Raw genomic sequence first — 14,818 nt, 5'->3', positions numbered from 1 at the left:
ATATAATGGCCTATTCTGAATATAGAGATTTAACTCCAATAGACAGTATAGAAAACGGAGATGAATATATTGAAGCGTTAAATTGGGCATTTCAGAATAAAAAAGTAAAGAATATTGCGTTGACAGGACCTTATGGTGCAGGAAAGAGCAGCATAATAGAAACTTTTTTGCGTAAAAATGACGAAGACAAGTCTACTCATAAAAAGATTCGATCTTCAGCTCTCAAAATATCCATGGCAACATTCTTAAAAGGAAACACTGCAACAGATGATCCAAATGGAAAGATCCAGGTAGATGCTGATGAGGTGGAAAAAGGTATTCTAAAGCAACTCTTCTATAAAGTGAAGCCGGGTAGAATTCCACAGAGTCGCTATAGAAAGCTCCATCCGATTAAGAAGTTTAAAACCTTTCTCTACGTTCTCGTTGCCATGCTTGTCATATTGTTTTTCATGGAGGTAATGACACCGACCACCTGTGACAAGTTTATGAAAGTGATTGAGAGTTTAGTTCCATCAGGACTACCAACTCCTCTTTTTACCAAAATCGCGGCAGTCCTGCTATTTGCTTTTTTTGCATGGATTATTACCTGCTTGTATCGGACAGCAATTTCAAAATTTAGAGTGAAGGAGATTAAGCTGCCTACCGATACAATTGTTCAAAATGGTGTTGAGGAAGCAGATTCTGTTTTCAACAGGAATCTTGATGAAATCATGTATTTCTTTGAGGAGACAGGCTATAGAACTGTCTTTTTTGAGGATTTGGATCGCTTAGACGATCCGAAAATCTTTGTCCATCTGCGTGAATTGAATAATCTTCTCAACAATGATGATGCCATAAAGGCTAAACCGATCGTCTTTGTGTATGCAGTCAGAGATGATATTTTTTCTAAAGAAGATCGAACCAAATTCTTTGACTTCATCATTCCGGTTATTCCGGTGGTAAATTCAACTAACTCAGGGGAAATTTTGCTTCAGAGGCTTCAGGAAGCAAAAGAAAATGGAATTGAGCATGATGTTTCTCAGGGGTTTGTGCTTGATATATCGCCGTTCATCTATGATATGCGTATTCTTCAGAATATCTACAACGAGTTTGTTGTCTATAAAAAAACATTGCGCATGTCCCAAGAACTTTCCTTGTCAGATGAGCAGATGCTTGCAATGTTGGTATTTAAAAACTTGTATCCGAGTGATTTTGCAGATATTCAGAACGAAAAAGGCATTCTGAAAAAAGCGTTTATGGATAAGAGCGACTTTATTGCAAGAAAGAAACAGAGCATCCAGGATATCATTGATAACTACGCTTCAGTTATCCAACGTGCCCAAAATGATACCTGCAAGTCCATGCGAGAGCTTAAGTACGCTATGTTGGGAACATTGATGGGCGGACCCTATAAATTTGATAGTTTTAGAAATAGTAATTGGAATTCATCGAGTGTAGAAACCAATACAATTATGAGTGATGATTATGATATGGTTCGGCTTATGCAGGAAAACTATACATATATTTACTACATGAACCAAAATCATAATCAAACATATACTACTATTGATGCTGAAATTATGGCCGCTTATGTTGAACGATGGAAGGCGATAAAAGAAGTTAGAGATAAGGGGCTGGAAAACTTACAGGCAGAGTTAGAGGAACTTCGCGAAAGACAGCACAAACTATTTGGGATGTCCATTGTAGAACTGTTAAAAGTATATCCTATAAATGAAGTCTTCTCTGAGAATGTGAAGGCCAATAAGCTGCTCGTTTTTCTGTTGCGACGTGGTTATATTGATGAAAAGTATGCAAGTTATATTAACTATTTCAAGGGAACAAGCATTACAAAGGATGACATGAATTTTATTCTGGCGATAAAAAATCAAGCACCGCTGGATTTTGAGTATCACCTGACGAAAATCCCAATGGTTGTCGAGCGCTTACAAGAATATGAGTTCGAGCAAAAAGCTATCTATAATTTTGACCTTTTGGAAGAACTATTAGGAGAAGAAAATTCTGAAAAACTAATGGCATTCATTCAGCAGTTGGCCGATGGTGATGAGCTCAGCTGGCGTTTTATTGATGAGTTTGTAAATCAGACATCAAAATTACCGTTATTCATTCGCTTGTTATCTAAAAATTGGACTGGCATGTGGGCATATATATCAGCGGACGAAACACTGACATATGATCATCAGCTTATGTACCTGCAAAATATATTGTCTGAGTCGGAGATTTCAACGATCGAGGCGCAGAATATAGACAGCTGCATGACACATTATTTTGAAGAGCATTCCGATATTCTCCAAAAACTGAGAGATTGCAATAACGAAAAAATTATTATTGTTATAGACAGATTGGATGTGCATTTTCCAGCACTCCGTACAGCTACGGTTCCTTTCAATGTATTGGATAGCATTTTTGAAAATCGCCACTATGTGATAAATGAAGAAATGATCAAGGCTATAATTGCGTATAAGAACAGCGATTTCCTTGACGAGTTTGAAGGGAAGCCTTATTCTGCATTGATCGCACTAAACTATCCGGCATTGCTACAGTATGTTCAGGACAACATGGTAAAGTTTGTTGATGAAATTGTTCTTGCGCATAGAAACTTATCTGACAGCCCGGAAGATATAGTAGATATGTTGATTAGGCTTGAAGGGGAAACAGAAATTCAGGTCAAACTGGTTGAGCAAGAGAGTTTTTGCATAGACTACATTGATGATTGCGCAGGTGAACATGTGCGAGCCAACAAAAATGCGTGGATGTCGGTTTGGAATGCACTGTTAAAGAAAAATGCCGTAAAGATAAGCTGGGAGAATGTTTTTGACTATTGGAAAGTGTACCAGTTTAGCGAGGCGTTGAAGGAATATGTAGATTTAAACGCAGGAGAACTGGCTGAGATAGATGCAGTGGTTGTCAATGATAGCTTTATAAAAGCATTTATCGAAGCAGATTTTGAGCAGGAAATTGAGCGAAAACTCCTTCCTGTTTTGCGGTTGGAGAAATTCGACCTTGAAATTTCGTCGATCGCAGAACCTACACTGAATATCATGGTTGACTGCAATTATTTTGAATTTACTGCTGACAGGTATACTGCGGTAAACGATGCTTCCTTTGAGATTGGAATTAAGTTCATCCTGAAAAATCAGAAAGACTATATGAGCTTGAGCGATAGCATTCCCATGACTTCAAGTCTGCTGGAACAGTTGATCTTTAACGATGATTTTGCTGCAAGCAACAGACATCAACTATTCTGCGATTATGCGGAAAGCTACATGACAGAAAAAATTGCCATGCAAATGAAGGTACATGATTTACCTGTTTCAAAGGATATTTTTGAGGCTGCATGGAATTGTACTGCTCAGGAAGACCACATTGAGCTGCTGCTCGATTATTGCACAATACTAAACGCAGAAGATCTTGAACAGTATTTTGCAGAGCTCAGTGCACCATATTCAGAGCTTAGTGATCGTTCTCGGAGACACGAAGTTAGTTTGCCAGTAAAGGATAAAAACAGGGAATTGGCAGAACACTTGAAGAAGATTGGTTATCTTACGAGCTGGAAAGAAAAAGCTGAAAAATACTTCGATGTAGCCACAGATTGTGAGAAAACAAGAAAAATTCTAAGGCTGCATATTAAGCAGGTAAAATAGGAGGAAAACACTAATGGACAAAATGCGTATGGAATCCATTGATATGACCGAACAGAATATAGAGAAAATCGGGGATTTATTCCCGAACTGCATTACTGAGACGAAGGATGCGTATGGTAGGCCAAAGAAGGCTATTAACTTTGACCTGCTGCGGCAGATGCTGTCCAGAGATGTAATTGAGGGTGATGAAGCTTATGAATTTACTTGGGTAGGCAAAAAGGCGGCTATCGTAGAGGCTAATAAGCCGATCCGAAAAACACTGCGTCCTTGCAAAGAAGAGAGCGTTAACTGGGACAACACGGAGAACCTCTACATCGAGGGTGATAATCTGGAAGTGCTGAAGCTGTTGCAGGAGAGCTATCTCGGCAAGGTAAGAGTAATATATATTGATCCACCCTACAACACTGGTTCAGACCGATTTGTATACAATGATAATTTCACATCTGATAAGGACGTATATGAAGAACAAATTGAATTGTTCGATGATGAGGGCAATAGACGATTCTGTGAAAATAATATTTCAAATCCAAGATTTCATTCGGATTGGTGTTCAATGATGTATTCACGGCTTATGCTTGCAAGAAATTTGTTAGCTGATGAAGGCGCAATTTTTATCTCTACAGATGATAACGAAGCAGACAATCTTAAAAAGATATGTGATGAAATATTTGGGGCAAGTTGCTTTGTTTCGAATGTTTCGTGGCAGAGAACTTATTCGACTAGAAATGATTCGACAGGAATAGTAAATGAAGTGGAACACATTATCATTTACAGCAAGTTGCCTGGGTGGAGCCCTAGAAAACTACCACGCACCGCAGAAATGAACTCTATATATAAAAACCCTGACAACGACCAAAGAGCTTGGACAAGTAGTTCGGTTACTGCTCCGGGCGCTGTGACTCATCAAGGAATGGTATATGCAATACAGCATCCCTTTACTGGTGAACTTATGTACCCTACTACAAGTAGATGTTGGTCTTTAGGACAATCACAAATGCTTGAAAATCTGCAACAATGGTGTGGATATGAATTGAGAAATCTGAATGATGAAGAAAAACGTGCTAGGGTATGTGGCATCGAAGTAAAAGATGTAAGAAAAGATGTTAAGGGAATAGTTTTAACAAAGCCTCTTGAAATATCGAGAAAAGAGGCTCAAGCGGTTATGGACAGAGGAAATTGGCCATACTTTTATTTCACAAATGGAGGAAAAGGTGGAATACGAAGAAAAACCTATCTTGATGATATGGGAGGACGGCTTCCAACGAATTTTTGGCCCTTTACAGAAACTGGTCATACGGATGAAGCAAAGAAAGAAGTTAAGGCATTATTTGATGGTAATATACCATTTGACACCCCTAAACCTACGCGCTTGATTGATCGAATTCTTGAGATTGCTTCTGATGAAAATGGATTGATACTGGATTTCTTTTCCGGTTCATCAACAACAGCACATTCGGTAATGAAGAAAAATGCTGAGGAATCCAAAAAAATGCACTATATATTGGTACAAATCAGAGAAGAAAGCAAATCTCCTTTATATCCATCTCTTTGTGAGGTTGGACTAGAGCGTATCCGTCGTGCAGCCAAGAAGATTGCCGAGGAACATCCGGATGCAAAGTTTGATGGAGGTTTCCGCGTTTTCAAGCTGGATGACACCAACATGAAGGATGTGTATTACGCGCCTGCGGATTATCAGCAGAATTTTCTTGATCAGCTGGAGAGCAACATTAAGGAAGATCGTACCGACCTTGACCTGTTGTTTGGTTGCCTTCTGGAGTGGGGATTACCGCTGTCGCTACCGTACCAGTCTGAAAGTATCGATGGATGCACGGTGCATAACTATAATGATGGCGACCTGATTGCCTGCTTTGACGAGAATATTCCTGACAGTGTGATTAAGGCGATTGCAAAGCGCCAGCCACTGCGTGCCGTATTCCGTGACAGCAGCTTTACGGGCAGCCCGGCTAAAATTAATGTAACCCAGATTTTCAAAGAACTGGCACCGGATACTTCTGTGAAGGTGCTGTAAGGAGAGGAAGAGTATGAGCAAAAACGAAATAACGACAATCAGTCCAATCTTCCTGGAAAGCGTTTCCGAAGTGCTGGCGCAGGCTAGAAAGAATGCAAAAACAGCCGTCAATCTCGCCATGGTCTATGCCTATTACGAAATCGGCAGAATGATCGTTGAGGAAGAACAGCATGGGCAAAACAGAGCCGTCTATGGGAAGCAGATTTTGCGGGAACTGTCCAAATACCTTAGTGAGAAATATGGAAAAGGTTTTTCGGTAACAAATTTGAAGCAAATGCGTCAGTTTTACATGGTTTATTCGCAGGATCGAATTGGTCAGACACTGTCTGACCAATTCGAGAATCTTCCTGAAGTCAGCACTGGTAGAAAGTTCTATCTGAGCTGGTCTCATTATCTCAAGCTCATGCGGATAGAAAATATAGACGAACGTCATTTTTATGAGATTGAATCCATAAAAAATGACTGGAGCCTCACCGAGCTGAAACGGCAATATAACAGTTCGCTCTACGAACGCCTCGCACTTAGTACGGATAAGGAGAAGGTTTACCGTCTGGCACTGGAAGGACAGACGGTTGAGACAGCAAAAGATGCTGTCAAAGACCCATATGTTCTGGAGTTTCTTGGTTTGAAAGAACTGCCGGAATACTCTGAAAGCGAGCTGGAGAGCCGCATTATCGACAATTTGCAGCAGTTTCTGCTGGAGCTTGGTACCGGTTTTGCCTTTATCGGCAGGCAGGTGCGGTTCACCTTTGACGAAGAGCATTTCATGGTAGATCTCGTTTTCTATAACCGTCTGCTGCGTTGCTTTGTTCTGTTTGATTTGAAAATCGGCGAATTGAAGCATCAGGATATCGGTCAGATGCAGATGTATGTTCACTACTATGACCGGAAGGTGAAACTGCCGGATGAGAATCCTACGATCGGAATCGTGCTGTGCAGAGACAAGAACAACGCTGTTGTAGAAATGACGCTGCCAGAGGATAATACACAGATTTTTGCAAGTAAATATGAGACAGTACTACCGAGTAAGCAAGCTTTGCAAAAACTGCTGGAAGAACAGGTATCAGATGAGAATGGAGGCGAAGACGATGAGACTACGATTTAAGCATCAGAAATTTCAGGCTGATGCAGCGAAGGCCGTGGTGGATGTTTTCGCCGGACAGCCATATCTGACGCCTTCATACATGATGGACAGAGGAAATGGGTATTACCAGCAGACGCTGACCGATGATGAGGATTTTACCGGCTGGAGCAACCATAAGATCGTGCCAGAGCTTTCTGATCGAATCATTCTGGAAAACCTGCAAAAGGTGCAGCGGACGAATCAGCTCAAGCCGTCGGAAAAGCTGGAGGGGCACTTCAACCTGACCATTGAGATGGAGACGGGCGTCGGTAAGACCTATACCTACATAAAGACCATGTATGAACTGAATAAGCATTATGGCTGGACGAAGTTTATCGTAGTTGTACCGTCTATCGCCATCCGTGAGGGCGTGTACAAATCCTTTCAGGTAACGCAGGAGCACTTTGCGGAGGAATATGGTAAGAAGGTACGTTTCTTCATCTATAATTCTGCACAGCTGACGGAGATTGATCGTTTTGCCTCGGATAATTCCATCTGCGCCATGATCATCAATTCTCAGGCGTTCAACGCAAGAGGTAAGGATGCAAGACGTATCAGCATGAAGCTGGATGAGTTCCGTTCCCGGAGACCGATTGACATCATCGCGAAGACGAATCCGATTCTGATTATCGATGAGCCGCAGTCTGTAGAAGGGAAGCAGACCAAGGAGAATCTGAAGCAGTTCCATCCGCTGCTGACCCTTCGTTATTCCGCTACCCATAAGAGCGACAGCATTTACAACATGGTTTACCGTCTGGATGCGATGGAGGCGTATAACAAGCGACTGGTAAAGAAGATTGCTGTAAAGGGCATCGAGGAATCCGGCAGTACGGCAACAGAAAGCTATGTTTATTTGGAAGGTATAAACCTTTCAAAGGCTGCGCCTACGGCGACGATTCAGTTTGATTTTAAGGGTGCAAGTGGTATTCGCAAGATCACCCGTACCGTTTCGGAAGGTTACAATCTATACGATAACTCCGGCGATATGGAAGAGTATAAACAGGGCTTTGTGGTATCCCGCATCGACGGACGCGATGATTCCGTTGAATTTCTGAACGGCATCAAAATCTATGCCGGTGATGTGATCGGTAAGGTCAGCGAAGACCAGTTACGACGCATTCAGATCAGAGAGACGATTTTGTCTCATATTCAGAGAGAACGCGAGCTTTTCTATAAGGGCATCAAGGTGCTGTCCCTGTTCTTCATCGATGAAGTGGCAAAATATCGCGTCTATGATGAAGCCGGACAGGCGACAGACGGTATCTATGCGCAGATGTTTGTTGAGGAGTATAACGACATCGTCGGACATTTGCAGATCGGTATCGGCGAGGATGACTACATAAAGTATCTGCAGGCGATTCCAGCGGAGAAGACGCACGCCGGATATTTCTCTATCGACAAAAAGGGCAAGATGATTGACTCCAAGGTGGGCCGCAAGGAAACTACGACGGATGATGTCGATGCCTATGAGCTGATTATGAAGAACAAGGAGTTGCTGCTGGATCGCGATCCGAAGCGCTCTCCGGTTCGTTTTATCTTCTCTCATTCTGCGTTGAGAGAGGGCTGGGATAACCCGAATGTATTCCAGATCTGCACCTTGAAGCAGAGCAATAGTGAGGTGCGTAAGCGGCAGGAAGTCGGACGTGGCCTGCGTCTCTGCGTTAATCAGGACGGTGAGCGTATGGACGCCAACGTGCTGGGCGAAGACGTTCAGAATGTCAATGTGCTGACTGTCATTGCCAGTGAAAGCTATGACAGTTTCGCGAAGGGACTGCAGACAGAAATCGCTGAAGCTGTGGCGGATCGACCTCGTGCAGTTACGGAAGATCTGTTTGTTGGTAAGGTGATTAAGGATGATAAGGGCAATGAGCAGGTTGTCGATCAGGATACAGCAAGAGCTATCCATTTTGATTTGATTGTCAATGGCTATATTGACCGGAAAGGCATTCTCACCGATAAATATTATGCCGACAAGGCCAATCATGAGATCAAGGTCGCCGAGGAGGTGGCGGACTCAGCGGCTTCTATCATTGAAATCATCGACACCATCTATGACGGCAGATCCATGGTGCCTGAAAATGCCCGGAGCAATAACGTGGAGCTGCATGTGGATGAGAATAAGCTTGCAATGCCTGAATTTAAGGCACTGTGGGCGAAGATCAATTCCAAGTCTACCTACGTGGTTGACTTTGATACCGAGGAGCTGATCCGCAAGGCCATTCAGTCGCTTGACTGCAAACTCAGAGTATCGAAAATTGTCTTCAAAGTGGAAACCGGAACCATGGAGACGATCAAATCAAAGGAAGCGCTGGCATCCGGAACTTCCTTTGTAAAAGAGAAGTCTGCAAGCTATGGTAGCACCAAAACGGTCAGTACAAATGTGAAATATGATCTGATCGGAAAGCTTGTGGAGGAAACTGGACTTACCCGCAAGGCGGTCATTCAGATTCTGAAGGGCATTCAACCGAGTGTATTCAATCAGTTTAAGGATAATCCGGAAGAATTTATCATGAAAGCAGCGGCTCTTATCAATGATGAAAAGGCTACGGCGATTATTGAGCACATTACCTATGATGTGATGGATGATCACTATGGCACGGATGTTTTCACGGATCCGACCATCAAGGGCCGTCTCGGTGTGAATGCCATGAAGGCAAAGAAGCATCTGTACGACCATATCGTATACGACTCCAGCAATGAGCAGAAATTTGCTACGGAACTGGACACGAATACAAATGTTGCGGTCTATGTGAAGCTTCCGGACGGGTTCTACATTTCAACACCTGTAGGGCATTATAATCCTGACTGGGCGATCGCGTTCTATGAGGGAACAGTCAAGCATATCTATTTTGTGGCCGAAACGAAGGGCTCGATGAATTCGATGCAGTTGCGCTTGATCGAAGAGTCCAAGATTCATTGTGCCAGAGAGCATTTCAAGGCAATCAGCAATGGTGAAGTGGTTTATGATGTGGTAGACAGCTATCAGAGCCTGCTGGAGCTGGTTACAAGATGAGTCCGGTTAAGATTTATCTGAGCTATAGGAGATGAATATCCGAAACACCGTTTCGGATATTCAATAAAAAGGAACTGTCGGTTAAAGTATGCGGAGAAGACTGTGCCGAAATAGCATTGACTCTTAATGTTTTAGAAATCAAATTGGGTGAGTATATGATTTTTATTACCGGGGATATCCATGGAGATCCCGACCGATTTTCAGTAGAAGAATTTCCTGTGCAGAATGAAATGACACGAGAGGATTATGTGATCATCTGTGGAGATTTCGGAATGCTCTGGTCGCTGAAAGAAAACAAAGAGGAAAACGATCTGCTTGACGGGCTGAATGATAAGAACTTTACAACCTTATTCATTGATGGAAACCACGAGAATTTCGACCGTTTAAATGCACTGCCGGTCCGTTCCTGGCATGGGGGAAATGTACACCTCGTAAGAGATCATGTCATCCATCTGATGCGTGGAGAGATTTTCGATCTGAACGGAACTGCAGTGTTCGCTTTCGGTGGTGCGCGATCACATGATATCGCCGGGCTCGCAAGCGAAGAGGAGTTAGAGAAGGATTACACTGCCGGAATTCTACAGAAGGATGATCCACACCTTTATGGAAAGCTGAAAATGGTTAGAAATTATTACTCATCCGCGAGAATCGAAAACCAGAACTGGTGGAGGGCAGAGATGCCGACACAGGACGAAATGGATGCCGGACTTGAGAATCTTAAGAAGCATAACATGCAGGTGGATTTTATCATATCGCACGATGGACCGATTTCGGATCTCGTCCTGCTGGGAGGCGGAATCACCGCAGACCCTTTAAATAAATATTTTGAAGAGCTCAGACAGACGGTGACGTACCGGGAATGGTTCTTCGGACACCATCATGAGGATCGAAGAATAAACGACAGGGAAACGGCGATATATTATTCGATCCTGCAGGTGGAGTGACGAAAGAAAAAACAAGTGAAAAAAGTACGCAGAGAGCCTGCAGTTGCAGGCTCTCTGATATTGGTCAATTCCCGGTTCGTGCGTTCAGGCTTTCAAACAGTACGAGGTAGCAGGCCATGTCTCCGATGCGCTTTCGGAGTCGGGATTCTTCTCGTTCTCGTATCTGAGATGGATTTATACCTGGATATGGTATAATATGCAACATAAAGTAAAAAAGGAAGCAGACTTTTGCAAGTGAAGTATGAGAAAGTACTGCCGGTTAAAGAGCATTTGAAGTGCCTGATAAAGGAGGGCTTACGCATGATGACAGATGAAAAAATCAAAAATGCCAGTGAGCTGGAATTCGCTGTATTTTGCATTGAAAATGTAGCGGCGAAGCTGGGTGTGAATGCAGAGCGTGTTTATAAGGCATTTACTGAACAGAGTGATATTTTGAACGGTTACATCGTGCCGGAATATGAAGTACTGCATACGCAGAGCCGTGAATACATCGTTGACGACCTCCTGGATGTGATGAAAGAAAGGGGCGTGACAGTATGATAATCTATCATGGTTCTTTTGTGGAAATTAAAAAACCGGATTTAGTTCATTCTCGCCTTAATGTAGACTTCGGGTGTGGATTCTATGCCACGCCTCTGTATGAACAGGCGGCGAAGTGGTGTAGCAAGTTCAAGCGTCGTGGTAAAGACGGCATTATCTCTCGATATGAGTACGATGAAAAACGGGAAGTCGAACTGAAAACGTTGAAGTTCGATTCTTATTCCGAAGAATGGCTGGATTTTATCCTGAACTGCCGTAGCGGAAAAGATTTGACAGATTATGATCTTGTTGTAGGTGGTGTTGCCAATGATAAGGTATTTAATACTGTGGAGCTGTTCTTTGACGGATTGATTGATAAGACGGAAGCAATCAACCGCCTGCGGTATGAAAAACCGAACCTGCAAATCTGTTTCCGCACAGATAAGGCACTGTCGCTGCTGCATTTTGAAGGGAGTGAAAAACTATGACAGCAAATTCAATTTTGCTTCAGAAAAAATATAGTCGTGTCATTGAGTGCTTTGCCAAACAGCAGGGGCTTTCGCTGGATGCGGGGTTGGATTTCTTTTATCATTCCCAGGTTTATCAGCTGATTCATGACGGCGTTTCAGATATGCATTGCATGAGCGACGCATATCTGGCAGAGGAACTGGGACAGGAATATGCGGAGAAGACTATGTGATCATCTGTGGGACATTTGAGTCAAGCCTGGGGAAGTAACTTGCCGGTAATTTGCTTTTGTGTTTGATCTTTCGAAAGGCGCTTAAAAAGAAGCACGTTTTCATGCGCTTTTTCGAAAGATCAGTAGAGCAGGAAGTGCCTGATTTAACTTGCTGGTAACTTGCTTCATGACCAGAACTGCTTTCATAAGTTGATTCCATCGCAGATGGTCAAAATGAGGGGAGTCTGCTCGCGCAGACTCCCCTGTGTGGTCAATTCCCGGTTCGTGCATTCAATCCTTCAAACAGCACGAGGTAGCAGGCCTTGTCGCCGATGCGCTTGCGGTAGTCGGGGTTCCGATTGAGGTCGCCGAGCTCGTCACGCCAGCTGGTGTCGTGGCCGTGCTGGTGGCAATTAGCATTCCGATTTTCACTACGCAGTTGGAGAAATCTAGAGAAGCTACTGATGAAGCAAACATTCGTGCATGCTATGCAGAAGTTATGACTGCCGCTCTTACAAATGAAAAGGGCTCTACTGAAAGTGCTTCTCGGGGCACTATTAAAACTGCCGCTACTGTTTACTCCATTAAATATACCGACGGTGATGCTAATACAGGTATATGGACTGGTACTGTTACCCTTAAGCAGGCTCAGGACGGATGGCAGAATACTAGTATTAAAGAAATTGCAGGCATAGATGTGTCTGCCATGTCACCTAAGAAAGGTAAGACTTGCACAATTACTTATATTGAAAAAACAGATACAGTTGCGATTGCTTTTCCAGCTAGTTAATAACTAGTAGGATCAGGGGACGGTACTCTGTCCTGATTCTTACGACATAACTAAAGGCTCTTTTATACATAACATAGGATTCTACGCTACTTTCTGGTATAATACACGTAGGAGGTATAATTATGCCAAAGACCGTAGATCTGCCATCTGTATTAATGTTTATTAATTCTTGTTCTGATGCCGAGCTCCGAATTATCAACGACGAGATCGCTACTGTCATGTTAAAGAGCCCGACCATTTCAGAGGCTTTATTAGAGCATAAGAAGACTAGCGGATACGAGTGCCCGTATTGCTCTGGCAAAGCCGTCAAAAATGGCAAAAATGTTGCTGGTCACCAAATGTATCGCTGTAAAGACTGTGGTAAAAACTTTACCGCCAATACTTGTACTCCGCTTCAGCGTACACGAAAGAATTCGTCAACATGGCGGACATTTTTGGAGATGCTTTTAATGGATGCGACAATCAATGAACTGACCGGCAGATGCGGTATATCTCAAACCACAGCTTTCAGGTGGCGAAATAAAGTGTTCGACGCCTTGATTGAATTAAGCAATAACATGGAGCTGCAAGGGACCATAGAGGCTGACGAAACATTTTTTAAAGATTCTTATAAAGGAAACCATGCGGTGTGGCCGGCGGCACGAGACAGCCGTAGCAGAGGCAGCAGCGCGTCTTTGCGTGGCATTTCGCGTGAGCAAATTTGCATTCCTTGCCTCATGGATTCTGACGGGAAATATGTAGCCAAAATAACTAATCGAGGAAAAATCAATGCGCCGACGCTGTCAAAAGCGTTTGCGGGAAATATTACTCCAGGGTCTGTTATTGTATCCGATTCAGCCACTGCCTACAGACGTTTTAGCAAATCAGTCGGTGCAGATCTGCATCAAATCCCAAGAGGAAAGCATTCTGTAGGAAGCTTGAATATCCAAAAGATTAATAGTTTGAATATTATGGGCCATTTTGCAGCAGTAAACCGGAGCTAGAGCAGCACCATTCCGGATAAGATGACAGCACCATTCCGGGAGTATAGCCGCACCGAACGACCTTTCTTATAATGAATTCATACATCGGATTCGATGTAAATTTATTATAAGGAGGCCATTTATGACCAAGTATCGTGAAATCCTGTTGCTGATTTCATGAGCTGTCACGGAGCTGCTCTCATGAGCTGTCGCTGAACTGCTCAACTTTGCGTCATGAATGTCGTATGGGTTATCGCCGCCGGAGGTCGTCTTCGGCGGCGTTCGCTTACTCATTCACAACAAGCATTTCGTGTTCTGCCACATAACTGACCATGTGGTCATCGATCAGTCGCTTCTGTGTCTGACTGGCATACATCAGGCTCTTTTCGCAGACACGGTTCACCATCCGTGGAACACCGTTCGAGATCTGGTAGATCCGATCGATGGCCGAGTCGGTAAATATGTTCTGCGTGCAGCCCGCGTACTGCATGTGCGCATTGATGTAGTCCTCGCATTCCGCCCGGTCGAGAGGTGGCACCGTACAGTAGATATCGATCCGCTGCCGTATCGCGGCGTATCGCTGCAGCTTCAGCTTGCGGTCCCAGAGTTCTGTCTGTCCGGCAAGCACCAGGGCCATCGGACTCTCAGAGTCAAACTTGTAGTTCAGCATGAAGCGGAACTCCTCGAGCATTTCCTTATCGAGGAGGTGCGCCTCGTCGAGTATGCAGACCACCCGCTTTTTCTGGACGCCCTGAATGATTTCGATCGATGCCTGCAGCTGGCGCTTGGCATCTCCACGATAGAAGCCCGAATCGATGCCCAGCTGTTCCAGAAGGCCCTTATAGAACCACTTCGGTGTAAGTTTGGAATCAGACAGGTACAGAAGGATGTACTTGTCCTTCGGAAGCATGGCATCGAACTTACGGAGCAGTGTGGATTTGCCACAGCCCGGTTCTGAAGTGATCACTGCAAACAGCTTCTTGTCGGCAACGTACATCAGACGACCGAGCACATCACTCATCGCTTTCGTCTCGTACAGGCACTCCGGTGGAAGGTCCCTGGTGAATGGCGTATGGGTCATGCCAAAGAATGCTTCATACATGAGCGCGTCCCTCCTT

General features: G+C 43.8%; 11 protein-coding genes. 10 read left to right on the top strand and 1 reads right to left on the bottom strand.

From position 1 onward, the window contains the following. Positions 1-5 precede the first annotated feature (5 nt). The 10 genes from ACTQ52_RS07020 to ACTQ52_RS06975 all read left to right on the top strand — a co-directional run bounded on the left by ACTQ52_RS07020 (position 6) and on the right by ACTQ52_RS06975 (position 13,721). A complete protein-coding gene (locus ACTQ52_RS07020) occupies positions 6-3,641 on the top strand; it encodes a YobI family P-loop NTPase (RefSeq protein ID WP_441982175.1) in 3,636 nt (1,211 codons plus the stop codon). A gap of 13 nt (positions 3,642-3,654) precedes the next feature. After that, positions 3,655-5,670 carry a site-specific DNA-methyltransferase gene (locus ACTQ52_RS07015; RefSeq protein ID WP_441982174.1) on the top strand — a complete coding sequence of 672 codons (2,016 nt, stop codon included), beginning with the start codon at positions 3,655-3,657 and terminating at the stop codon, positions 5,668-5,670. Positions 5,671-5,683: 13 nt separating this feature from the next. Beyond that, positions 5,684-6,775 carry a PDDEXK nuclease domain-containing protein gene (locus ACTQ52_RS07010; protein WP_441982173.1) on the top strand — a complete coding sequence of 364 codons (1,092 nt, stop codon included), beginning with the start codon at positions 5,684-5,686 and terminating at the stop codon, positions 6,773-6,775. After that, entirely contained in the window at positions 6,759-9,806 is a 3,048-nt protein-coding gene (locus ACTQ52_RS07005; protein WP_441982172.1) for a type III restriction-modification system endonuclease, read from the top strand. The genes ACTQ52_RS07010 and ACTQ52_RS07005 overlap by 17 nt, the downstream gene beginning before the upstream one ends. Before the next feature lie 155 nt (positions 9,807-9,961). Further along, the gene (locus ACTQ52_RS07000; RefSeq protein ID WP_441982171.1) at positions 9,962-10,750 is read left to right on the top strand and encodes a metallophosphoesterase family protein; all 789 of its coding nucleotides are present in this window, start codon (positions 9,962-9,964) and stop codon (positions 10,748-10,750) included. A gap of 300 nt (positions 10,751-11,050) precedes the next feature. Then, positions 11,051-11,290 (top strand): DUF3791 domain-containing protein, encoded by a 240-nt coding sequence (locus tag ACTQ52_RS06995; protein ID WP_410043508.1) that lies wholly within the window; start codon positions 11,051-11,053, stop codon positions 11,288-11,290. Then, positions 11,287-11,757: a DUF3990 domain-containing protein gene (locus ACTQ52_RS06990; protein WP_410043509.1), complete on the top strand. Its 471-nt coding sequence runs from the start codon at positions 11,287-11,289 to the stop codon at positions 11,755-11,757. The genes ACTQ52_RS06995 and ACTQ52_RS06990 overlap by 4 nt, the downstream gene beginning before the upstream one ends. Then, the gene (locus ACTQ52_RS06985; RefSeq protein WP_410043510.1) at positions 11,754-11,969 is read left to right on the top strand and encodes a DUF3791 domain-containing protein; all 216 of its coding nucleotides are present in this window, start codon (positions 11,754-11,756) and stop codon (positions 11,967-11,969) included. The genes ACTQ52_RS06990 and ACTQ52_RS06985 overlap by 4 nt, the downstream gene beginning before the upstream one ends. 244 nt (positions 11,970-12,213) lie before the next feature. Beyond that, a complete protein-coding gene (locus ACTQ52_RS06980; protein ID WP_441982170.1) occupies positions 12,214-12,738 on the top strand; it encodes a hypothetical protein in 525 nt (174 codons plus the stop codon). A 122-nt stretch (positions 12,739-12,860) separates the two neighbouring features. Continuing rightward, a complete protein-coding gene (locus ACTQ52_RS06975; RefSeq protein WP_441982169.1) occupies positions 12,861-13,721 on the top strand; it encodes an IS1595 family transposase in 861 nt (286 codons plus the stop codon). A gap of 265 nt (positions 13,722-13,986) precedes the next feature. Here the strand turns inward: ACTQ52_RS06975 and ACTQ52_RS06970 are convergent. Continuing rightward, positions 13,987-14,818 (bottom strand): ExeA family protein (locus ACTQ52_RS06970; RefSeq protein ID WP_441982168.1); only part of this gene is annotated, 832 nt, incomplete at its 5' end.

This window comes from Oribacterium sp. Sow4_G1_1, assembly GCF_052116105.1.
GTDB lineage: Bacteria > Bacillota > Clostridia > Lachnospirales > Lachnospiraceae > Oribacterium.
Note: the sequence above shows the minus strand (reverse complement) of the source record. Positions and strands in the feature narration are given on the sequence as shown.